Genomic DNA, 23,655 nt, shown 5'->3' on the forward strand with positions numbered 1-23,655 from the left:
GTATCAATCAGGGGAAACGCAAACTTCAATCCGCAGTATTGTCGTCATCCTGCAGGATGCGTTCAGCAGGTCCCTGCAAGTCTTCGAATTGCCCGCCGTCGGAAGCCTTGAAGAACAACCATATCGCGAAAAATACGAGGCCGGTACTGAGCGGGATCAGGAGATAGAGTGCTTCCATTTGTCTTCCTATGCGCGCAGCACTTGTGTGCGACGCCGTGGGACGGGCCGCAGGTCCAATCGTTTCACACGCCGCAAGCGCAAGGCATTCAGCACCACCAGCGCGGAACTGACGGACATCCCTATGCCTGACATCCATGGATTGATCCAGCCCATCGCCGCAGCCGGAATTGCGATCAGGTTATAAGCACTGGCCCAGGCCAGGTTTTGCCGGATGATGCGCATCGTACGTGCGGCCAGCTCGGCCGTGTCGGCAATCGCAGACAACCGTGGCGACAGCAACACGGTATCTGCATGTGTTTGCGCCAATTCCGCACCCGAACCCATCGCGAACGAAACATCAGCCGCACGCAGCACTGCTGCATCATTGATGCCGTCACCCACCATCGCCACTATCGCGCCCTGCCTTTGCAATGCCTGCACAAATGCGAGTTTTTGCTCGGGCAGGCAGGCGCCGTGCACTTCATCGACACCCAGGCTGGTACCCACATACTGCGCGACTTCCTGCTGGTCACCGCTCAGGAGGATCACGCTCTTGCCCAATTTCTGGAAATGCCGGACAACCTGCCGTGCGTCGCCGCGTATCGCATCCGACAAATCGAAGCGTGCCAGCCAGGCACCGCCGCAACCCAGGTAGACCGGTGTCATGCCGGCCGGCACCTGGTCATGCAAAGGGCAGCCGGCAAGTTCGGCGACATACGCCGCACTACCGAGACGATATGGAACCCCGTCCACCAGGCCTTCCAATCCCTGCCCCGGTTTGCTGACAACTTCATCTGCGATGACCACACCCAACAAAGTGGCGTCTGCCGCTGCAACAATTGCCTGCGCCAATGGATGCGCACTATTCACTTCCAATGCGGCGGCAAATTGCAGGCAGGCCGAGCCTTCCATTTCATCGAAGGTAATCAGCTTGTGCAAGGCCGGCTTGCCGACCGTCAGCGTGCCGGTTTTATCGAATACGATATGCGTGGTGCGATGCAAGACTTCGAGTACATGTGGCTGCACTATCAGTACGCCCTGCCGCACCAATCTGTCGGTGGCGGCAGCCAATGCGGTCGGCGTCGCCAGTGACAAGGCGCAAGGACAGGAGACCACCAGTACCGCGATCGCAATCGGCCATGCGCGCGCCGCATCATGCCATTGCCAGAATGCGAATACCGCGATCGCGAACAAGAGCAAGGCGGCGACAAACCAGCTCGCCACGCTATCGGCCCACATCGCAATGCGCGGCTTGCCGTTACCGGCGCGCTCTATCAGTTTGAGCAAGGCTGCCAGCGTACTATCGGCTGCTACCTTGCTGACGCGCAGCACCACCGCCTGCGCAATATTGATGGCACCACCGGGTAGCTGATCGCCTTTGCGTTTGCGCAGGGCCGCGCTTTCACCCGTCAGCAAAGACATATCCACCGAAGTTTCACCGGACATAATCTCGCCATCCGCCGGGATTGCTTCACCCGGCTTGACCAGGATGTAGTCCCCTGCGCGCAGTTCTGCCGCAGCCACGATCACTACATCACGACGGGACGGATACGCTGGCAGGCGTGCGGCTGAAGCGGGTAAGGCATGTTGCAGTTTTTCCAGTGCGCCTGCCGCCTTGCGGCGCGCGATCAATTCCAGATAACGGCTGCATAGCAGGAGGAAGATGAACATCGTGACCGAATCAAAATACACTTCCCCGCTACCGCGCCACACCGCCAGCACACTCGCCCCAAACGCTGCGCTGATACCGAGCGCCACCGGTACATCCATTCCCAGCACGCGCTGGCGCAGGTTGGCATATGCACCACGGAAGAATGGCAAAGCTGAATAACAGACTGCCGGTATCGTCAGCAACAGGCTGGCCCAGCGCATCAGCCCGGCCATATCGGCATCCAGCGTGCCATCGTCGGCGATATACGCAGGTATCGCATACATCATCACTTGCATCATCGCGAGACCGGCGACAAATAGTTGGCGGAACTGGGTCTTGCTTGCGCGGCGCAATTGCGCATCATGCCGTGCCGCATCGTAGGGATAAGCGCGATAGCCGATATCACGCAGCGCTTGCAGGATATCGCTCGGCTTGCACAAGGCCTTGCTCCAGCGTACATACAGGCGTTCGGTGGACGCATTCAGGTTCACCGCCTGTACACCGGGTAAACGCGTGAGCCGGCGTTCTATCAGCCAGACGCAGGCGGCGCAGCGTAAGCCTTCCAGCGTCAGTGTGGCTTCGGCATACTCGCCATCCAATTCAAACTGCTGCTGGGCTTGCGGCAAATCGTAGAGCAACAGTTCCGGCGGCAGCGCGCCGGCTTCCTCAAGCCGAGGAGAAAAAGCGGAACGGGTGCGGTAATAGTCTTCCAGCCCCATCTCAACGATGGTTAGTGCCGCGGCGGCGCAACCCGGACAGCACATCGCACGTGCAACGCCATCTATCGGCACACTCCATTGCGCAGCCGATGGCATATCCAAACCACAGTGGTAACAAGCTGCACTCATTAATGCACTCCCACTTGCGGTGTGATGCACAGGATATCCAGCCAGCCGTTAGCCACTACGCCACTCGCACGCAACAAACCCAGCACACCGAAGCCCAGTACGATGAGGCCGCATGCGATCCTGACGCTGCGCTGCCGCGCCAGTTCACGCAAGCGCGTGCCGAGCAGGCCCAGCCCCAACAACGCCGGTAAGGTCCCGAGGCCGAAAGCCAGCATGACACCGGCCCCCGCCAGCGCAGAACCGGAAAACATCGCGGTCAGCAATACGCTATACACCATGCCGCATGGCAGCCAGCCCCACAGGCCGCCGAGTGCGAATGCCTTGCCGACGGTATCCATCGGCAGCAAGGCGTGCATCAAGGGCCGTAGACGTAGCCACAAAAATTGCCCGAGCTGTTCCAGTCGTGCCAGGCCGCGCCAGGCATCCATCAGATACAAACCCAGCAGCACCAGCATGCCATTCGCCAGCCAGTAGCCACCAACTTGTAGCGCGGAGATACCGGACAGGCCATGCACGCCACTCGCAATGCCGCCGACGATGGCACCTGCCACGGCATAGCTGCCTATGCGTCCGGCGTTATAGGCCAGCACCTGCATGGCATCGCGGTACACCGCCGGGCTGACGGTAGGAATGGTAACTACCACCGCCGGAAACGGGCGCGGTGGCCGCGACGCCGCCGACAAGGCACTGACTATCCCGCCGCACATGCCGACGCAATGCAGGCTGCCGAGCAAGCCCAGCATAAAAATCGGGATAAGCGAGATGCCGGTCATGGTTTCAAATGGTTTTTGAATAACGCAAAGGCTGCGCGTCACCGTCCGTGGCGTTGGCGACACGCGGCGCATCCAGATAACGATCAAAGACCATGCAGATATTCCGTATCAGCAAACGTCCTTTGGGCGTCACCGTAATCCACTCTTCATCCATGCTCAGCAAACCGTTCTGTTCGAGTTCACGCAGTTTGACCAATTCCGCCGCGAAGTAGCTATTGAAAACAATCGGATAAGCCAGCTCTATCGATGCTATCGACAATTCAAAATTACACATCAGCATCTGGATGATGATGCGCCTCAGCAAATCATCCATATTCAGCTTGATGCCACGCGCAATCGGCAACTCGTTTTGCTCTATATGTTCGTAATATTCATCCAGTGTTTTAACGTTCTGGCTGTAAGTTGCACCGATCGCACTGATGGCCGACACGCCGCAAGACACCAGGTCGGCACCGACATGCGTCGAATAGCCCTGGAAGTTGCGATGCAGGCGACCCTGCCTTTGCGCAATCGCCAGGTCGTCGCCCGGCTTGGCAAAGTGATCCATGCCTATATAAATGTAGCCCGCGTCATTCAGGCGTTTGATACACAGCGCCAGCATTTCCAGCCTGGTTTCGCCGTTCGGCAAATCGCTTTCTGCAATCCGCCGTTGCGGCTTGAACAGATGCGGCATGTGCGCATAGTTATAGATCGCGATCCGATCCGGATCAGCCGCGATGACTTTGTCCAACGTCTGTGCCATGGTTTGCAGGTTTTGTTTCGGCAAACCATAAATCAGGTCGATGCTGACCGAACGAAAACCGGCGGCACGCGCCGCGTCTATAATGGCGACGGTTTCGCTTTCCGGCTGGATGCGATTTACCGCTTTTTGTACTTCGGCATCGAAATCCTGCACGCCCAGGCTGATGCGATTGAAACCCTGGCGCCGCAAACTATGCACACGCTCCGGCGTCACCGTGCGTGGATCTACTTCTATTGAATACTCGCCTTCCGCATCCGGTGCGAAATTGAACCAGCGCCGCAGGTGCAGCATCAGTTCGCCCATTTGCGCATCGCTGAGGTAAGTCGGTGTACCGCCGCCAAAATGCAATTGCTCGATCTGGTTGGCACCGGCCAGCAATTTGCCCTGCATTTCAATTTCGCGTTTCAGGTAAATAAGATAGTTGGCCGCCTTGCTCCTGTCCTTGGTGACTATCTTGTTGCAACCACAGTAGTAGCAAATCGACTCGCAAAATGGAATATGGATGTACAGCGACAAAGGATGCATATTGCCGCGCGCCGTCGCGCCGGTCACTGCCTGCAGATAATCGCGATAGCCGAACTCGGCATTAAACCTGTCGGCCGTCGGATACGAGGTATAGCGCGGTCCGAGCCGGCTTAATTTTCTGATCAGTGCGGTGTCGAACTCCACCGTTTGCGTCACGGGTAGCAATGCTGCCGCTCCCACCGTTCCTGCCGTTTCTGACATGCCTCACTCCTGTTGCCGGTCGCGTCCGAAATGGTGGCGACCAGATGAGTCCCGAGTGTAAGCATGGTGGGATGGTGCTGCTTTGACATATATCAAAAACGATGGAGTAGGCGGATGAGGCCAATTTGCCGCAGTGGTGTGTCAGCAGCCGTCAACTACATTAATCATTTCACAAGTTCTGCATCGATAAACACCACAGCACCTGCGTATTAACAAAGGTTTACTCGTGGACACCGGAGTGCTTTGCTAAGGTGAAAGTACTGAATAAACACCCGGCAGCAGCGGCATCCGGAAGGAATGACATGAAAACCCATGACACTGGTATCACTTGCAAGCCGATTGCCGTCAGCAATGAAGACGGCACCATGCGCGTACTGCATCCGCTGCTCGCCAGCCGCAGCCGTCGCCTTACCCACTGGCTGGCCGTGCAACTGGGCGTCGAACGCCCGCATGATGCTGGCCTGTGGCTGCAACGCCTGTTCATACGTCCGAAAAAAGCAGTCACCCTGAGCATCCACCAGGTTCCCGATCCGCTGCATGTGCTGGGCGTCCGGCTCGGCCTGAAACGCCGTAACGGCAAGACGCGGCAAGGCGGCGATAAACTGTCACTCCAGCCGGCACCGGCCCACCACACTGAAATCGAGCAACGCTTCGTCGCCTGATCCCCCTCCTCCCGGCTGGATAGCTATCGCTCAGTCCAGCCTTCCCACGGTCGCCGCCCGGCTCCCGCGCAACAAATCAATCTGCGAATATTCCACCGGATGCCCAACTCGGGGTATGCTAGGAAAACTTAACAAAAGATATACATTTCAATGTGGGCAAACCCACTTGAGCATGGGTAGTGCAGAGACTGGTTTTTGCAGCAAATGGATGTTGTTCCTTTTCAGTAGCAAACCAATATTCAACCTATCCGAGTCGGGGCCCCGAGATGCAATACTGGAGCTTGTACTTTTTTGCCAAGTTCGCCTTGTATTTCAACCACGCGATTAAATTCAACTGGTACCTCAATCTTTTGCTCGCCATCTGCGTCAGTTTCAGCTTCCGCCGGCCACGCTGGCGCATCGCGCAGCAAAGCATCGCCCTTATCGCCGCCATTGCGCTGCTGTATTACGAATCCAGCCTGCCCCCGCCGGCCCGCCTGTGGGCCGAAGCCGGCCGCATGAGCAGCTATAGCTTCAGTTACCTGCTGGAGTTATTTGCCCGCTTCATCAACCTTGGCTATGTACTCGTCTTTGGCGTGATGCTGGCGCTATATATGCTGCTGGCCGAGCGCTTGCGCTTCAGCAGCTTCGTCTTTGTCTGCATCCTGTGCATCCCCTTGCTGGCGCAGTTCGGCTGGCCCGGCCAAAAACAGCACATCATCGCGGGCGCGCAGGATCCGGGCGTCATGCTGAATACGTTCTATGCGGAAGAGCAAGATCGCCACCTCAGCCTGCCTTCCATCGCCCACGCTGCACATCCCTTCGACATCGTGATCCTGCAGCCGGGCGAACTGGGCTGGGATGACCTCGCCTTCGTCGATGCGCCTTATCCGAAATTCCTGAACCGCTTTGACCTGGTCCTGCTCAATTTCAACTCCGCTACCAGCCACAGTGCACCGGCGGCGAAACGTTTATTGCGTGGCAGTTGTGGCCAGGTCAGCGACAGCGTGCTGTCCGAACCGGCGGCCGCCGGATGTGCGTTATTCCCCAGCCTGGAACAAGCCGGCTACGATACCGCAGCGGTCTTGAACCACAACGGCCGCTACAACCAGTTCGCCGCAACCATTAGCGCCTATGCCGGGACCAAGGCCCAGGAAGGTAAATGGGGAGCCGTCACCATGCATGGCTTCGACGGTACACCGGTCTATGACGATTACTCGGTCTTGTCCAAATGGTGGAACAGGCATCACGCACATGCCGGCGGCAAGCCAATCGCGCTGTACTACAACAGCATCACCCTGCATGACGGCAATACCCTGGCCAACGGCCGCGCCATCAATAGCGTGCAAAGCTACAAGCCTCGACTGGACAAACTACTGGCGGATTTCGACCACTTCATTACAGAACTCGAACATGCCGGCAGACCGGTGCTCGTCGTATTGATGCCGGCGCACGGCGCGGCGATGCGGGGCGATCAGTTGCAGGCAGCCGGTATGCGTGAAATACCCAGTCCCAAACTGACCTTGGTACCGGTCGCCATCAAACTGATAGGGTTCGCCCATACGAAGGAAAGCGGGCCACCGCTCGAAGTGAAACACGCCACCAGCTACTTCGGCGTCTTCAGCCTGCTGGCAGGCTTGATGGCGGAAGATGCCAAACAGGCCGGCGGCAAGCCATGGAGTGAACGCCTGCAACAAGTGGTGGAAACCGCTTTCGTCAGCGAAAACGAAAAAATCATCGTCATGCGTGACAAGGATGGTTACATCATGCGTTCCGCAGAAGACCTGTGGATTAAATATGACAGCAACTGAGCCTGCCGTCGGTACCGCATTTTATCTAACACTGATTCCTTGCTTGCAGCTGTCAGCGGCAGGCAATATTTTTCTGCAAATTTAAGCCTACAGCCATCTTCTGATATGTCAGATTATGGTATTAATAAGTGGCTGTGATTTTCACGAGCGGAAATGACCCTGGCATCACTGCCGGTGGTTGAACCAAAGACATATCAAAAACAATGGAGCGAGAGACAGAATGAATAAATTCAAAAAAACCGCAATTAGCCTGCTCTTCCTGGCGGCCCTGCCTGCGTTCGCGCAAAACAAGCCGGTCGTGCAATTCATCGCTACCGGCGGCACGATTGCGATGAAGATAGATCCGGTCAAGAACGCTCCGGTGCCGGCGATTTCCGGTGACGACTTGCTGGCCACCGTACCGGACGTCGCAAAATACGCGACGATAGAAGTCAACAACCTGTCCAACGTACCGTCCGACTATATGGACCCGCCACGCTGGATCGCCCTGACCAAAGCGGTACAGACGGCACTGGATCGCAACGATGTCGCCGGTGTGATCGTTTCGCACGGTACCGATACGCTGGAAGAAACCGCTTACTGGCTGGACCTGACCGTCAAATCGAACAAACCGGTGGTGCTGATCGGTGCGCAACGCAATGCATCGGTGTCCGACTTTGACGGCCCGCGCAACCTGCTCAACGCCGTGCGTATCGCGGTTGATCCGCAAGCCAAGGACAAAGGCGCAATGCTGGCAATGAATAACCAAATCAATGCCGCACGCTATGTCACCAAAACGCATACCGCCAATGTAGAAACCTTCAAGTCCGGCGACTACGGTTTCCTCGGCGAAGTCTATCCGGACCGCGTGACCTTCTCTTACACCCAGTTGCGTCGCATGCACATCCCTATCCGCACCGATAAAATGCCGGAAGTCGAAATCATTGCAATGTACGGTGGTGCCGATGGTGCAGCCTTGCGCAATGCGGTTGATCGCGGTGTACGCGGCGTCGTGGTGCAAGCGCTGGGCATGGGCAATATGAACGTCGCGATGCTGGAAGCAGTGAAATATGCGATCTCGAAAAACGTCGCGGTGGTGGTTTCGACCCGCGTCCACAACGGTCGCGTATTGCCTAGCTACGGCTTCCAGGGCGGCGGCAAGACTTCATTCGAAGCCGGCGCGGTAATGGCGGACGACCTGAAACCGGCGAAAGCACGCATCCTGCTGATGCTGTCGCTGCAACACGGCGTCAGCACGCAAAAAGGCTTGCAGGAAATCTTCGATCGCTAATCTGTTTTCACAGATCCTGTCCGCATGTAAAAACGCCCGGTTCATGCCGGGCGTTTTTTATTGGGCGCATCAAGCCGCGACCCTGTTCCTGCCCAGGTTCTTCGCGCGGTACATCATCTCGTCGGCCCGCTGCAGCAGCGCTTCAAAACTCTGGTCGCTATCCTTCAGTTGCGCCACACCAAAGCTGGCCGTGAATGCCAGTTGCTTGCCCTGATAGCTGACCTGCTCCGCTATCACCAGTTCGCGCAGACGCTCTGCCGTTGCGGCGGCCTGCTCTATCGTGGATCCGGGGAGCAGGATGGCAAACTCTTCACCACCTATGCGGGCCACAAAATCTATTTCCCGCACCGCATTCCGGCTCACACGCGCCGCCGCCTTGATCACTTCATCCCCGGCCGCATGGCCGTGGTTATCGTTGATCTGTTTGAATAAATCAATATCGAAGGAAATCACCGATAGCGGCTGGTGCAGGCGTCGCACCTTGGCGAATTCAAGCGCCGCGACTTCATTGAAATAGCGCCGGTTAAATGCACCGGTCAAGGCATCGACCCGTGACAGCCGCTCCGCCTCATCCCGCGCCTTGCGCAATTCAGCGGTACGTTCCGACACGATGCGTTCAAGATCATCCTTGGCTTGCCGCAGTAACTCATTCGATTGCAGCTTTTGTTCGATGATGGCTTTTTCCGCGGTCTCGTTTTGCAGGCGCAAATATTTGATGCGATCTGCCAATGCCAGTGACAGCAAAATCACATCCGCCAGGATGCCGAACTCGACCGCATGGAAGCTCACAAAGCTGTATGGCATAAAGCCGCTGACTGTCATCGCCGTGATAAAGGCACCGACCAGATTGCCCATCGATGCCACGACAAAGAAGCGCGCGGCGCGGAAGCCGGAGCGCCAGGCCAGGAAACCTGCAACCGCAGTCAATGGTGAATACAGGAAGACGAAGTACACACCAGTGGCATTATGGAAAACCGGACTCGCAAACAGGATGGAAATCAACCACGCAGCGCTCATCACATACAGGAACAAACTCAATAAGCGGTGCATACGCGGCAGGCGCTTGGCGGTTTCGAGGAAGACCATCGCAAAGATGATCGCCATCAATTGATAAAGGAAAACCCAACTGGTGTAAGTCCAGTTGGACCAGCGCGGCGAATCCGGCCACAGGTACTGGAAGGAAAAGCCATTGTAGGAAAAATTCATGATGAAAAAAGCGCCGAGATACAGGCAGTAATACAGATAGCTGCGATCCCGCGTCGACACCCAGATGAAGGCGTTGTACAGCAGCATGACCACCACGACGCCATAAAACATGCCAAAGTAGGCCAGCAAGAGGCGATCATTGTCATGGAAGGCTTGCGCATCCCATAGCTCTATCGGCGACAGGAAAGCTTGCGTGCTGCTGATGCGCAGGTAATAAGTCTGGGGACCGGGACGGGCCTGCAAGTCAAGCAGAAACTGTGGATGCGGATGCAGTCTTGCACTAAACGGCAAGGTATCGCCGAGCCGGGTTTCCTTATAGCCGCCGGCACCGTCAGGCTGGTAAATGCTGATCGTATCGAGCCACGCAGTACGCATGACCAGCACCATATCGTGCGGTATGGCTGCCGGGTTAAGGACTTCGAAGCGGAACCAGTAAGCCGATTTGGTGAAACCAAAGCTGAATTGCCCGACATCATATTGCCGGAATGCAACAACGGACGGGTCTTTGCTGATTTCATCAAAGCTGAGGCGGCCGGTCGGGTCTTCCAGTACATCGACTACTGCATGCACCAGGTAGCTGTCACGCCCGGGCTGCAGCACAACCGTCCCCGCCTGCGCGACCTTGGCCAGGGCCAGGACGGACAGGAACACGAACAAACAGATCCGTTTAGTCATTAACATACACATGTCATGCCGCGCAGGGCCCTATTCAACTTGCGTATTGCGAGACTGCCCTTATGTAGTAGCGGCCTCTCGATGAAGGATCTTCAAAACGTATTTCATTGATGCAAGTATCTACCTAATACGGCGGATAATAAATACCATCAGGAAAGAACCCGGGAGTATGGAATGAAAATTTTGATTTTTGGTGCGACCGGCATGGTCGGCCAGGGCGTACTGCGTGAATGCCTGCTCGACCCGGATGTGACCCAGGTTGTGAGTTTGGGACGTAATCCGACTGGCCAACAGCACCCGAAACTGTACGAAATTATTCATCCGGATCTGTACGATTACAGCAACATCGAAGCGGAGTTAAGCGGCATAGACGCCTGTTTCTTTTGCCTCGGCGTGTCTTCGGTCGGCATGAAGGAAGCCGACTATGCGCGCATCAGCTATGACATGACGCTGGCCGCCGCTACCGTTCTGGCCCGTTTGAACCCGAATATGGTGTTTACCTATGTCTCCGGTGCCGGTACCGATAGCTCGGAACAAGGTTCGGTGATGTGGGCCAGGGTCAAGGGCAAGACCGAAAATGCCCTGCTGCGCCTGCCTTTGCGTGCGTATATGTTCCGTCCCGGGGTCATCCAGCCCTTGCACGGTGTACGTTCAAAAACCGCGCTCTACCAATTTTTTTACACACTGGCCGCACCGCTCTTTCCGATTTTCCGCGCCATTTTCCCGCAACAAATCACCACCACCGAACAACTGGGCAAGGCAATGCTGATCGTTGCCAAGCGCGGCAGCGATAAAAAACTGCTGGAAAGCAAAGATATCGTTACGCTGCGATAATGTGGTCTTGAATTTCAGCATCAAGTGGCACTTCAAGCTGTCGCTTTATCCACACCAAGCCGCAGCCGGCACCACCAAGCATATAAAGATTGCCACCGCCTGCATACCCTGCCCGGCGGCGGCACCCAATACCACGGAGGCAGTTTGCAATCCATTATTTCCGTCAAAGGCCTGACCAAGCAGTATGCGTCCGGCTTCCAGGCGCTCAAGGGCATAGACCTCGAGATCCGTCGCGGCGAAATCTTCGCCCTGCTCGGCCCTAACGGGGCCGGCAAGACCACCCTGATCAGCATCATTTGCGGCATCGTTAATCCGAGCACCGGCACCGTGCTCGCCGACGGCCATGACATCGTGCAGGATTACCGCGCCGCACGTACCAAGATCGGCCTGGTGCCGCAAGAACTGTCGACCGATGCATTTGAAACGGTCTGGGCCACGGTCAATTTCAGCCGCGGTATTTTCGGCAAGCCGAAAGACCATGCACACATAGAAAAAGTCTTGCGCTCGCTGTCGCTGTGGGAAAAGAAAGACTCGAAGATTTTTGCCCTGTCAGGCGGCATGAAGCGCCGCGTGATGATAGCCAAGGCGCTGTCGCATGAACCGCAAATCCTGTTCCTCGATGAACCGACCGCCGGCGTCGACGTCGAGTTGCGTCGCGATATGTGGGAAATGGTGCGCGGCCTGCGTGAAAGCGGCGTGACCATCATCCTCACGACCCACTATATTGAAGAAGCTGAAGAAATGGCCGACCGCATAGGTGTGATCCGCAAAGGCGAACTGATCCTGGTGGAAGACAAGGCGGCGCTGATGGCGAAGCTGGGCAAGAAGCAATTGCGCCTGCACCTGCAACATCCGTTGCAAACGATACCGACCGAGCTGGCCAACTGGCAACTGGAATTGTCGGCCGATGGCAATGAGCTGGTGTATACCTTCGATGCACAAAGCGAACAGACCGGCATCGCCGAATTGCTGAAGAAACTCGGCGAGAACGGTATCGACTTCAAGGACCTGCAATCCAGCCAAAGCTCGCTGGAAGAAATTTTCGTTAATTTGGTAAGGGCGCCAGCATGAATATCTACGCAATCCGCGCCATCTATAAATTCGAACTGGCACGCACCTGGCGCACGCTGATGCAAAGCATCGCGTCGCCGGTCATCTCCACCTCCCTTTACTTCGTCGTGTTCGGTGCCGCCATCGGCTCGCGCATGGTCGAAGTCAACGGCGTCAGCTATGGCGCTTTCATCGTGCCGGGCCTGATCATGATGGCGCTCATGACCGAGAGTATTTCGAATGCCTCCTTCGGCATCTTCATGCCGAAATATGCAGGTACGATTTACGAGATCCTGTCCGCGCCGGTGTCCTATGTCGAAATCGTGATCGGCTATGTCGGTGCAGCGGCTACCAAATCCATCATCCTCGGTGTCCTGATACTGGCAACGGCGCGCCTCTTCGTGTCATTTGAAATCGCGCATCCCTTATTGATGATCACCTTCCTGATCCTGACGGCGGTCACCTTCAGCATGTTTGGCTTCATCATCGGCATCTGGGCGACCGGTTTCGAGAAGCTGCAAATCATCCCGATGCTGATCGTGACACCGCTGGCCTTCCTTGGCGGCAGTTTTTATTCGATCAGCATGCTGCCGTCGGTATGGCAAAAGATCGCGCTGCTGAATCCGGTGGTTTACCTGATCAGCGGTTTCCGCTGGAGTTTCTATGGCGTATCGGATGTCAGCGTGGCGGTCAGCATCGTGATGACGCTGGTATTCCTGAGTGCCTGCATGGCGGCGGTCTGGTATATCTTCAAGACCGGTTATCGCCTGAAAACCTGAGGCGGCGCTGCAGTTTTATTGACGTTAATCAAAATATCAAGCAAGCTGTCGCGGTAGGCTACAGGCCTAGCAGTCAGCAAAACACAACCACGATAGGGATACGATGAATAAAATTACACTGGCTTTTTTGACCTTGCTCCCGGTAGCCGCTTTCGCGCAACAGGTTGATCCTTGCCTCGCCAAAGGTACACCGCAGGAAATGAATGCCTGCGCCAAGGAAGCGGATCAAAAGGCGCAAGAGAAGCTGGACACCGTTTACAAGGCCTTGCTGAAACAAATCCCGGCACAGGACCAGGAAGGTATCCCTTACGTTGCGACCAAGAAGCAATTGCGCATTGCCCAGAAGGAATGGAGCAAATTCGTCGAACAGGATTGCAAGACCGTCAGCATCTACAACAAGGGCAGCATCCTGAAGGATATCGAATACTTCAGCTGCACCCGCCTGCATGCAGAACAACGCACATCAGACCTCGAGCGCTTCCTGAGCCGTCGCAGCAAGGCTAAATCGTAATATCCATCATGCCCGGATTTGAACGAATTAACGTTCGTTCAAATTCGCGCGCATGCTGCCATACGGGTCGTCGATGATGTAACGCCACGACCCGTCTTCCTGCTTACGCAAGACTTCCAGTGTGTCCACGCTGGCTTGTACCAACTTCCCTTCCGCATCCTTCCACGACAAATCCGCTTTCATGCGATTGGTCGCCAATGTGCCATCACCACTCACTGTGAATTTGATAAACGCGATATCGAATTTGGGCTTGAGTGCTATCAATGCCGCATTGTTCTTACGTATTTCGTCGAGTCCCGTCATGGTGCGGCCGGATTTGGAAAACAGCACCGCACTCGCTTCATACACGGCCAGCGAGGTTTCGATATCGCCCGTTTCCAAAGCCTGTACCAGCACGCGGCTGACATCATCAGGTTGACGCGTACGTGCGCTCAAATCATGGTTTGTATTCGGCATCATCATTCCCGGAAAAAATAAACGGCAAGTACAGGGTACTTGCCGCTCTTCATTTTGTCACTAGATGCCGACCGGCATTTCCTCTGCGTTAAAAACCCAGGCTGGCCTGCAACCATGCAGTCGGTCCACGGCTGCTCCATTCCGGAATCGAGGTCGGCGCACCGCCATATGTGCGCCAGGCCAGTGATGCCTTGATCTGCACATTCGCAAGGAATGCGTTCACACCCACACCGGCACCGGACAAGGTACGCGTATTTGTTTGCGGCGGACCGAATGGTGTGTGATTGATCTTGACCGAGCCGGTGTCATAAAACACGCTGCCCTGCAAACCGGTCATGAGGGTATGGCGAAATTCGATACTTGCCAGCACACCTTCATCCCCTATGCCTTCGCCTTGCGGATAGGCACGCACACCGGTAGCGCCACCCAGCGCGAATTTTTCGGACGAATCGAGGTTGTTGCCGGCTTCCTGTCCCGAGACTGTCAGGTACAAGCTATTGCTGTCGCTGATACGTTGCAGGCGCGCCAGGTTGTATGCCCAGCGCGAGTAGTTGCCGTTCGTCTTGGCCGACGCATTGTCTATAATCAGTGCCGACGGCGATTTGATATCGAGCCGGCCGAAGATCGCGGACAGGCTCAGGCTATTGATACCGCCACCGCCAAAGGCATCCTGCCGCGTACCGAAGATACCGGCCGTGAGCAGCTTGGCGCGCTTGTCGGTAGTGGTGGCAGTCGCATCCACGCTATCGCTCAGGTTCTTTTGTTCCCAGCTCAGCGTACCGTTCAGGTTGCTGAACTGGCTACGGATGAAAGGATACGCCGCAAAGACGCTGGCACTGCTGGCCGTACCATGCGCATCCAGCCTTTTGAATTCCTTGTCCAGTTCATAGCGGGTTTCAAAGTATGCCGCGCCCACGCGCAAGCCATCGCTACCGACCGGTAACTGATAAGCCACGCGACCATAGTTGAGGCCGCTGCCGCTGGTCAGCACATTGGCCGTCAACACATCGCCTATCTGCAAGGGACTGTTGATATTCAATGTCCCGCCCAGGCGATAAGCGCCGACATAACGGTTGCCGTAATTATCGAAATCAATATTGCCGCTATAGGCCGCCCCCGGCTCCAGTTGCACCACCAGGTCCGAGGTACCGACACTGGCGCCCGGTTGCAGCGTCGCGCGCGCATTCGTCACGCCCGGCGTATCGTTCAGCAGCAACAAGCCACGGTCTATGCTGTCGCTGCGTATCACACCACCCTTGCCTGAACGATCCAGATAGGCTGCTGCGCGTTCATCGGACAGGCGTGATTTGTTATTCAATTGTTGGGCCGCTATGCGTCCTTCAACCACGGCTATCGTTACCACGCCATCCTTGATTTCCTGCGCCGGCAGATAGGCTCGCGCGACCGGATAGCCCTGTTCGCGGTAGTAAGCGGTAATGCGTTCAGCCGCCGCATTCAAATCTTTCAGCGTGCGCGTAGCGCCTTCCAGGTCGCTCACCAGTGCATGCAGCTCCGCTTGCGTAAACGTGGTGTTGCCGGTGATAGCGATGGTCTTCAGTGCGAAGCTGCCGCCCTGGTCTGCAGTCGCGTTCAGCGTGCGCTCCTCCACTTCTACCGTCGGACCTGCCTTCGGCACCGTCAGTTCCGGTTGCTGCTGTAACTCACGCAGGATCTGGCCTGCGTTGGGCGGTGTTTGCGCCGCGCTGTTTGCACTGTGCAGCAGTGTCAATGTCAATGCACAAAGGAAAGGAGCTTTCTTGCTACGGATATGGCTATACATGGGAAACCTGAACATGGATAAAAGTAGTCATCAGCAACCGCCATTACCCGCGGCCGGCGGCAGGTTCATCCCGCAAGCCGAGATGTTCAGGCGCGGCGTGGCTTGCGAGGGATCTGTGCCATTCATTTTTTGCGGTGTCATGGCTGCGATTTGCAGTTCTTCATCCCTGCTGTCGCTTCCCTGGCGCAGGTCATTGCTGCTATTGCGTATGGCCGAGGTATAGGCGGGCAATAGTTCTCCTGGGACGACAGTGACAGGAGCGGATACGACAGGACGTATCGCCAGGTTGCCGTCCACAAAGGTCACCGCGTAGTTGGAACTGCTCAAACCGTTTGCCGAAATGACGTAACTTCCTGCCCCGGTCGCACCTTGCGCGGTACCGCCGTAAGTCAGCGTGCCCTGCAAGTCAGCTATCGTTTCACCGTTGACGAGCCCGTTCAGGCGCACACCGTTACCGCCGGTGTAGGCGATGTTGTCAAACAACTTGCTATCGTTATTGGCCACGACCGAGAGCGCTGCCTGGTTGATGGTGCTATTGCTGTTGTCGACGACGCTGACGTTATAGTTATTGCCGTTATTTCCATCGTTCATGACGACACCGGATGCGCTCACCGTTTTGTTACTACCGGCATTTTTGGTATCAAAACTAAAGCTACCGGCAGTCACCGTATCGCTACCGAAGATCTGTCCGCTCTGCACTGTCAACGTGGCTGCGGCATTACTGGTGCCATCATATGTTTTGGTGACATCTGTCACATTCAAAGTCAGGTTCGCTTTCGCGATGGAACCGCTGGTGTTGTTGACGTAGCTGATGTTGTAGTTGTCGGTGACATCGTTGTTACCGGCATCCTTGACAGTGACACCGCTGGCAATCACGGTTTTGCCACTGCCGGCGTTCTTGTCATCAAACGATAGTGAGCCGCCGGAATTGATCAGGTCACCGGCACCGGCCAATGCACCGACGCTAATCGTGCCGCTTGCCGTGGTCGTGCCGTCATAGGTTTTGCTTGCGCTGCCCGCAGTGACGGTCAGGTTAGCCTTGCTGATGGTCAGGCTGGCATCGGCATAACTGATGTCATAGCCCTGCTGGGTCGAATACAAGCCGCCTTGTTGCAGCGTGCCGTCGCTGCTGCTATAGCTGCCGGCATTTTTGGAGCTGGTGAAAACCAGGCTGCCGCTTAACGTCACGCCTGCGACAGGCGTGTAGCCACTTGCCGTCGTCCCGCTGCCATCGTAAGTCTTGCTGTTGGCAGTTGCGCTGATGGTAACCGGCGTCAGGAAGGAGCGCAGCAGGGGTCCGCTCAAGCCGTCATAGATACGCCAGATAGTCGAGGTGCCACCACTGGTGCCGATGTCCCAACCCGCATTCACAAAGGTGGCGGCTTGCTGTGCCTGGGCACTGCTGATACCTGTCACACCAGTGCTGATACCCTGCCCCACGCCTATGCTGTTCGTATCGCTATTCCAGAATGAACCACTGACAGCTACGCGGTTGAAGCCTGCGAAGCCACCAAAATATCGTGTCCCTTGTACGCCGCCGGTGGCATAGCTATTGGAAATCAGATTATTGTTCATGCCTACCAGGCCGCCAATGAAGTTGTTACCAGCCACACTTCCAGTCGCATAACTATTCGAAATGCTGCCGTCATTCAATCCAACCAGGCCACCACCCAGGTTATTGCTATTTACCTGGCCTGTCGCATAAGTATTGTTGACATTGCCACTTGTGAAGTTGACGCCAAGCAGTCCACCCAAGTTCGAGCCACCGCTGACGCTACTATTGGCATATGCGTTGCTGATCTGGCCGTCGTTCGCCCCCACCAGGCCACCACCGTCCGAAATTGCATCCACAGTACCGCTGGCGTGGCTGGCGCTGATAGCGCCACTATTGCCGCCAACCAGGCCACCTACATTCATCACTCCAGATACTTGCGCATCTGCATGCGCATTTCTTACCGTGCCACCGGAGTTGTATCCGATCAGGGCACCAACATGCATCTCACCGGTAACCGAGGCACCGAGTAAGCCCACGTCGTGCACAATGCTGCCGATACCTGTCCGGCCAAACAGACCCGAGTATTCGCCAACCGGCTTGTTGATGTACAGATTGCTGATCGTATGGCTTAATCCATCCAGCGTTCCGGTGAAGGCAAGCGGTCCATTCCCGATGGAGGCAAAGCCAGTTGTGTTCCACATACCGCTGGCATTGCTGCCGCGTGTCGCGCTGAGGTCTATGTTTTTTGCAAGCGTGTAGTTTGCCGAGAGGTTCGCCGCCATCAATTGCAACTGATGCGCATTGCCTACCGTGGTCGACCATTCGCTGTAAAGGAAAGGTCGGGTTGAGCCTTCGACCATCACCCATTGTGGATTGTTGCTGCCGTCATAGGCGATCCAGACACCGGAGCCGGTCACAGTTTCTTGCCAACTTCCCAGCGCGCTATACGCACTATGCTGGTAACGGTTGCCTGCATTGACATCGGTAGTGTTCGTCGCGCTGCCGATAGTCCCGGTATAGCTTACATGCCCGGAGCTACTGCTATCCCAGACTGCATTTGTAGTCGTTGAGCTATCGGAACCGATCAAACCACCGGCATAGGTACCGGAAAGGGCCGGATTGACAACAAGTGTGACATTGCCGCTGGCATAAGCATTGCTAATCGATCCGCCAGGATAATTCCATGCTACCAACCCACCTACCAGGCTATCCCCGGATACGGCACCGGTTGCATAAGCGTAGCTGATAGCACCGGAATTCAATCCGACCAGTCCACCGGCACGGCTACCGCCAAAACTACCAATGACATTGCCGCTCGCATAGGATTGGGTAATCGACGCACCGGCATTATTGGTGCCGACCAAACCGCCCACCAGTCCGCCAGCGCTTATTTCACCCTCGGCATAAGAGTTAGAGATACTGCCGCTATTGGTGCCTACCAATCCACCACTGCTGCTATTACCACCGACGACAGTCACATTGGAGTATGAATTACTGAGCATGCCACCATTCAGATAACCCAGTATGCCGCCGATGCGCGTGGTCCCGCCTACCGTCATCCCGGTCGCATAGACATTATTGATAGTGCCGCCAGAACTGCGCCCTGCGATCGCGCCAACATCGCCACTCGCACCATAGATACTGCCGCCTACCATACCCAGGTCACGTACCACAGACCCTGCACCTATCAAGCCAAACAAACCTGCGCCACCCGCGGCATTGATGGTGAGATTGCTGATGGTATGCCCCATCCCGGCAAAGGTGCCGAGGAAAGTGGTACTGCTGCTACCGCCCAGCAAGCTCCTCACATAAGTTGTACCGGCCGCATCCAGGTCTTGCGCCAGCGCGTAGTAGCCATTGTGCTGACGTGCTGTCCCGCTATTCGTCACAGAGTTTTGGCCATCCAGCAGGTCCAGCTGCGACATGCTGCGTATCAGGGTGTAATTATTGCCGTTGATGTTGAGCGTTGAGCTGCTGCCGCTCAAAGTGACAGGCGCTTTGACTTTGTAATCGCCGGCATACGTTAACTTCAAACCTGCAGTCGCGCCGGTAGCGGTCACAGCAGCATTGAAGTTGATATCGCGCTGCGCGATCAGTTCGAGGACGCTGTTGCTGCTCCAGCTGACTGCATCATTGACATTGATATCGCCTGCCGTGCCATTCGCACCTTGCGTATTCATGATGGTGACCAGGCCGTTATTCGCGAGCTGCGTCGAGAGCGCCTTGCCGGTGATATCGCCACCGCTGGCGGCTACTGTGAAATCGACCGGGTCGATCAGCCAGCTGCCGCTGGTGCCATTGTTTGCCTTGGTGGTGATGAGTGCATCGTCAGCGATTTTTACGTGCGCGGCGCTGGTTTCGATGAAGCCGCCGTTACCGGTGGTCGGCGCACTCGCATCCAGCGTGCCTGCCACATTCACCGTGCCGACCTCCATATCGCCCATCAACATGATGCGACCGTTGCGGTTCTCTATCGTCTTCGCTTCGATCAGGCCGGTATTATTGACGACTGCGGTCGTCAGTGTATTCAGTGCCTTGGCCGACATCAGCACCTGACCGCCATTTGCCTGTATCAGTTGTTTGTTTTCCGCCAGCGCATTCAAGGCTCCCTGGTCTATGCTGTAAGCAAGCAGGCTGCCATTATTGATATTCAGTGTGACTTTATTACCGGCCGCCAGCAAGGCCGTGCCCAGCTTGGCATTGATCTCGCCCTCATTACGCACCGTAGCGGCGATCAGCGCAATGTAACCGCCATCCGCTGCATTGATCTTGCCCTTGTTGACCACGCTGCCATTCGTATTGCCATCCAGCGCAAAGACCATGCGCCCCGCCTGCAGGTCGGCATTGCTCATGCCCAGCGTCGAAGCCACCAGGCCGCCGACGTTGACCTGCGAGCCTGCACCGAACAGCACACCGTTCGGATTGAGGATGAAGACTTGCCCGTTCGCCGTCAGGCTGCCAAGCAAGGTACTGGGGCTGGAGCCGGTAATGCGATTGAGTGCGATGGCGGAAGAGTTGGGCTGGTTGAAGATCAGCGCTTCGTTGGCGGCTGTCGACAAACCGACCCAGTCGATGGCGAGGTTTTGCGAATTCTGCTTGATGGTGGTGGTGTTGCCTACCGTGCTGACGCTGCCGCTGCCCAGTGTGACCGTCGCATCGGCTGCATTCGCCGCATGGCCGGAAGGAGTGATAAGCATGGCACCGGACAGCAGTATCAGCGGTGGACCAAGTGCTGCAGCTAGCTTGCCCACCCGTGTCGTTTTCCCATGCGCCCTTGCATTTTCTGCAACTGCGACCCATGCTTGCGCCAAGGCGCTCCAGACCAGCCGATAGATGTGGTTCATTTTTATTCTTCCCTATAAGACGACAACAGGCGCTTGTTTCAGTCAGCAAGCGACCAGACCAGCTGCGCTGTCGTCCCGTCAGGACGGTGTGCGCTTGTATGGTATTTTTAAGTGCCATGACTATAGGGATTGCGGCCGCCTTTGTATGTAGAACAAATGCGCTACACGCAACTGCACACAACTGTAAACACCGGGCGTAGAATGGCTGACCCATGAATTCACCTATCAACAGCTCCGAGTCCCTGCCCATCCACGTCGTCATCGTCGAGGATGACCCTGGTTTTCGCTCAGCTTTAAGCAAGGTGGTGCAGGATGCACCCGATATGCACCTGGCCGGTTCGGCCGGTACCCGCGCCGAAGGCCTGACCTTATTGCAGGGCGCACCGGCAGATGTCTTGCTGGTCGATCTCGGCTTGCCTGACGGTTCGGGCATAGATGTGATCAAGGCGGCAGTGCTGCTCTGGCCCAGCTGCAGCATTATGGTGAGCACCAATTTCGGCGATGAGACGCACGTCATGCGCTCAATTGAGTCCGGTGCAGCAGGCTACCTGTTGAAGGATAGTTCGCCGAGCCGGATGATAGATGAAATCCGCAGTATCGCCAGTGGCGGCAGTCCGATCAGCCCTATCATTGCGCGTCAGATCCTGGCCCGCTTCCGCACCAGCGCTCCTGTCAGCACCGAGGAGCAGCCGCCGCTCGAAGACAGCTCCGCCCTGCTTTCCAGCCGCGAACGCGAAGTACTGGACTTCATCAGCAAAGGCTTCACCACACAGGAAATCGCCAAGCTGATGCAACTCTCGCATTTCACCGTGCGTACTTTTGTCCGTCGTATTTATAGCAAGCTAAAGGTCACTTCCAAAGCCGAAGCATTGTATGAGGCCAGGACCCAGGGCTTGCTGTCGAGCTAGCGCCCAGCGATGTGCGCCTTTCCTTTGATCTTCCGCATCGGGCTGCTGCCGGCATGAATCAACGGCCATCCCTGATCTCGACCATACTGCTGATATTTTCAGTAGCGCTGTTGATTTTGGTGGCGGCATTTTCTTTTGGTGGCTATAGCGATTCCAGTGTCGACCTGCATGCACAGAAAATTGAATGGCAGGTACAAGCAGGCACCGGATACGACCCGCTGACACCATCAAATTTCGACAGCCGGGCCCTGCCTGCAGAGTGGAAGTCCGTGAGCCTGCCGTTTGCACCGCCGGTCGCCCTGCTGCGCCAGGCCGGTACGATGCGTACTCCCGACGCGACCCAAACCACCTGGTTCAGGCTGCAACTACCGGACATCTCCACCAGTGACAAACCGCTCGCGCTATACGCCGCACGGGTACGTACCGGCGGCACCGTCGCGATTTATGCAAATGGCCAGCTGGTGCACCGCGCCCAGCAAGACGGCACTTTATGGAATAGCAGCCGCACCCCGCTCTGGATAGAATTCGCCAAAACCGATGACAGCCCACCACTGCGCGAGATCCTGATACGCCTGGAACACAGCGCCAAAAGCCAGGTCGCGCTGTCGTCGATCTGGATAGGTCCGACAGAATCGCTGTACAGCCGTTACCACCTGCGCTTATGGCTGCAACAAGAATTGCCCGCCATGTTGAGCATGGCATTTCTCGCGGTCGGTATTTTCGCCTTATTTGTCTGGACGCAAAGAAAGCATGAGATCGCTTACCTGCTGTTCTTCCAGTTGGCCGCCACCGCTTTCCTGCGCGGACTGCATTTCTACAGCAGCATACCGATAGCAAACGACTGGTTTGCGTGGCTGACGGTCAACTCACTATTCTGGCTCGTCACCTCGGTGCATTTCTTCCTGCGCCAGTTACATGGACGGCCGCTGAAATGGCTCACGCGCGCGCTGGTCGCCACTACCGTGCTGGTAGGCATACTGACGCTTCCCTTCTTTACCTTGCTGCCGAATACACCCAAGATTACCCCGTTGATATACCTGGTCGCAGCGCTGATGGGGGCGACTGCCGGCCTGATCGGCGGTATCAATGCATGGCGCGTATCGGGTGAAGGCAGGCTGATCGCGATCGGCATACTGATTTGCACATTGCTCGGCGTCGATGACTGGCTGCTGCAAAATAATTTCATCAGCCCGGAGGGCTGGTACCTGGGCGCGTACACCAATGCAGTCTGCTTCACCGTATTCGGCGTGCTGATGTACCGCCGCTATGTACGCGCCATCAACGAAGTAGAAGAAGTCAACGCCAGCCTCGCGCTGCGCCTGCAACAGCGGGAAGCGGAACTCGAATTGAGCCACCGACGCTTACGCGAAGTGGAAATGCGACAAACCATCAGTGACGAACGTCAACGCCTGATGCAAGACATGCACGACGGCCTCGGTTCCTCACTGATCAGCGCGATCCGCTCGATGGAAAACGGCGGCATCAGTGAAGGCCAGGTTTCACAGATTTTGAAGGATTGCCTGGACGACTTGAAACTGACCATAGACTCGATGGAACCGGTGGAAGCTGATTTGCTGCTACTGCTCGCCACCTTGCGCTTCCGCCTCGAACCGCGACTGGAAGGCACCGGCATCGCCTTGCAATGGGAGGTCAAGGAATTGCCGACACTGGGCTGGCTCGACCCCTCCAGCGCATTGCATATATTGCGTATCGTGCAGGAAAGCATCGCCAATATCCTGCGCCATACACGCGCCAATGCGATACGTGTCGCCACTGCGCGCGACACCCATGGCGTCATCATCAGCATAGAAGACAACGGCCACGGCTTTGATATAGAACATGCACTGGCCAACGCCAGCGGACGTGGCCTGCATAACCAGCAGCGCCGTGCGCAAGCGCTGAACGGCAAAGTCAGTTGGCACTCGGGGGATGCAGGAACCTTGTTCCAGCTATGGCTGCCATTGCAACGCGGCGCATAAACCGGCAATTTGCTTTA

General features: G+C 56.4%; 17 protein-coding genes. 9 read left to right on the plus strand and 8 right to left on the minus strand.

Features of this window, described 5'->3' with window-relative positions:
* Positions 1–25: 25 nt before the first annotated feature.
* Genes ccoS through hemN form a run of 4 tightly spaced genes read right to left on the minus strand, consistent with a single transcriptional unit; the run spans position 26 to position 4,899 of the window.
* On the minus strand, positions 26–178 hold the full coding sequence (gene ccoS, locus ACFQPC_RS05610; protein ID WP_382270673.1) for a cbb3-type cytochrome oxidase assembly protein CcoS: 153 nt from the start codon (positions 176–178) through the stop codon (positions 26–28).
* 8 nt (positions 179–186) lie between these two features.
* Positions 187–2,658: a heavy metal translocating P-type ATPase gene (locus tag ACFQPC_RS05615; protein WP_382270674.1), complete on the minus strand. Its 2,472-nt coding sequence runs from the start codon at positions 2,656–2,658 to the stop codon at positions 187–189.
* Entirely contained in the window at positions 2,658–3,431 is a 774-nt protein-coding gene (locus ACFQPC_RS05620; protein WP_382270676.1) for a sulfite exporter TauE/SafE family protein, read from the minus strand. Before ACFQPC_RS05620 ends, ACFQPC_RS05615 begins: the two co-directional genes overlap by 1 nt.
* 4 nt (positions 3,432–3,435) lie before the next feature.
* Positions 3,436–4,899, minus strand: coding sequence for an oxygen-independent coproporphyrinogen III oxidase (gene hemN, locus ACFQPC_RS05625; RefSeq protein ID WP_382270677.1), 1,464 nt, complete (start codon positions 4,897–4,899; stop codon positions 3,436–3,438).
* A gap of 302 nt (positions 4,900–5,201) precedes the next feature.
* On the opposite strand from hemN, the gene ACFQPC_RS05630 reads away from it, so the two are divergent.
* The 3 genes from ACFQPC_RS05630 to ACFQPC_RS05640 all read left to right on the plus strand — a co-directional run bounded on the left by ACFQPC_RS05630 (position 5,202) and on the right by ACFQPC_RS05640 (position 8,621).
* Positions 5,202–5,561, plus strand: coding sequence for a hypothetical protein (locus ACFQPC_RS05630; protein ID WP_382270679.1), 360 nt, complete (start codon positions 5,202–5,204; stop codon positions 5,559–5,561).
* Positions 5,562–5,827: 266 nt separating this feature from the next.
* Positions 5,828–7,351 carry a cellulose biosynthesis protein BcsG gene (gene bcsG / locus ACFQPC_RS05635; protein ID WP_382270681.1) on the plus strand — a complete coding sequence of 508 codons (1,524 nt, stop codon included), beginning with the start codon at positions 5,828–5,830 and terminating at the stop codon, positions 7,349–7,351.
* Between the two features lie 220 nt (positions 7,352–7,571).
* On the plus strand, positions 7,572–8,621 hold the full coding sequence (locus ACFQPC_RS05640; RefSeq protein ID WP_382270683.1) for an asparaginase: 1,050 nt from the start codon (positions 7,572–7,574) through the stop codon (positions 8,619–8,621).
* 69 nt (positions 8,622–8,690) lie between these two features.
* Here ACFQPC_RS05640 and ACFQPC_RS05645 read toward each other — a convergent pair whose 3' ends face one another.
* A complete protein-coding gene (locus tag ACFQPC_RS05645) occupies positions 8,691–10,502 on the minus strand; it encodes a sensor domain-containing diguanylate cyclase (RefSeq protein WP_382270685.1) in 1,812 nt (603 codons plus the stop codon).
* Positions 10,503–10,676: 174 nt separating this feature from the next.
* Between ACFQPC_RS05645 and ACFQPC_RS05650 the strand changes: the two genes are divergently transcribed.
* The 4 genes from ACFQPC_RS05650 (at position 10,677) to ACFQPC_RS05665 (ending at position 13,676) form a co-directional block, all read left to right on the plus strand.
* Entirely contained in the window at positions 10,677–11,336 is a 660-nt protein-coding gene (locus ACFQPC_RS05650; protein WP_382270686.1) for an NAD-dependent epimerase/dehydratase family protein, read from the plus strand.
* 144 nt (positions 11,337–11,480) lie between these two features.
* Positions 11,481–12,407 (plus strand): ABC transporter ATP-binding protein, encoded by a 927-nt coding sequence (locus ACFQPC_RS05655; protein ID WP_382270688.1) that lies wholly within the window; start codon positions 11,481–11,483, stop codon positions 12,405–12,407.
* Complete coding sequence (locus ACFQPC_RS05660) at positions 12,404–13,165, plus strand: ABC transporter permease (RefSeq protein WP_382270690.1); 762 nt, start codon at positions 12,404–12,406, stop codon at positions 13,163–13,165. Before ACFQPC_RS05655 ends, ACFQPC_RS05660 begins: the two co-directional genes overlap by 4 nt.
* 103 nt (positions 13,166–13,268) lie before the next feature.
* A complete protein-coding gene (locus ACFQPC_RS05665; RefSeq protein WP_382270692.1) occupies positions 13,269–13,676 on the plus strand; it encodes a lysozyme inhibitor LprI family protein in 408 nt (135 codons plus the stop codon).
* Between the two features lie 27 nt (positions 13,677–13,703).
* On the opposite strand, the gene ACFQPC_RS05670 is transcribed toward ACFQPC_RS05665, so the two are convergent.
* From ACFQPC_RS05670 to ACFQPC_RS05680, 3 genes are all read right to left on the minus strand, one after another.
* Entirely contained in the window at positions 13,704–14,132 is a 429-nt protein-coding gene (locus ACFQPC_RS05670; protein ID WP_382270693.1) for a YybH family protein, read from the minus strand.
* A gap of 88 nt (positions 14,133–14,220) precedes the next feature.
* Positions 14,221–15,912 (minus strand): ShlB/FhaC/HecB family hemolysin secretion/activation protein, encoded by a 1,692-nt coding sequence (locus ACFQPC_RS05675; RefSeq protein ID WP_382270695.1) that lies wholly within the window; start codon positions 15,910–15,912, stop codon positions 14,221–14,223.
* A 30-nt stretch (positions 15,913–15,942) separates the two neighbouring features.
* Positions 15,943–20,751, minus strand: coding sequence for a two-partner secretion domain-containing protein (locus tag ACFQPC_RS05680; RefSeq protein WP_382270697.1), 4,809 nt, complete (start codon positions 20,749–20,751; stop codon positions 15,943–15,945).
* 212 nt (positions 20,752–20,963) lie between these two features.
* Here ACFQPC_RS05680 and ACFQPC_RS05685 point away from each other — a divergent pair, with 212 nt between their 5' ends.
* Positions 20,964–21,659, plus strand: coding sequence for a response regulator (locus tag ACFQPC_RS05685; protein WP_382270699.1), 696 nt, complete (start codon positions 20,964–20,966; stop codon positions 21,657–21,659).
* A 53-nt stretch (positions 21,660–21,712) separates the two neighbouring features.
* Complete coding sequence (locus ACFQPC_RS05690; protein ID WP_382270700.1) at positions 21,713–23,638, plus strand: sensor histidine kinase; 1,926 nt, start codon at positions 21,713–21,715, stop codon at positions 23,636–23,638.
* Positions 23,639–23,655: the final 17 nt, after the last annotated feature.

This window comes from Herminiimonas glaciei (genome assembly GCF_042664955.1).
GTDB lineage: Bacteria > Pseudomonadota > Gammaproteobacteria > Burkholderiales > Burkholderiaceae_D > Oxalicibacterium > Oxalicibacterium glaciei.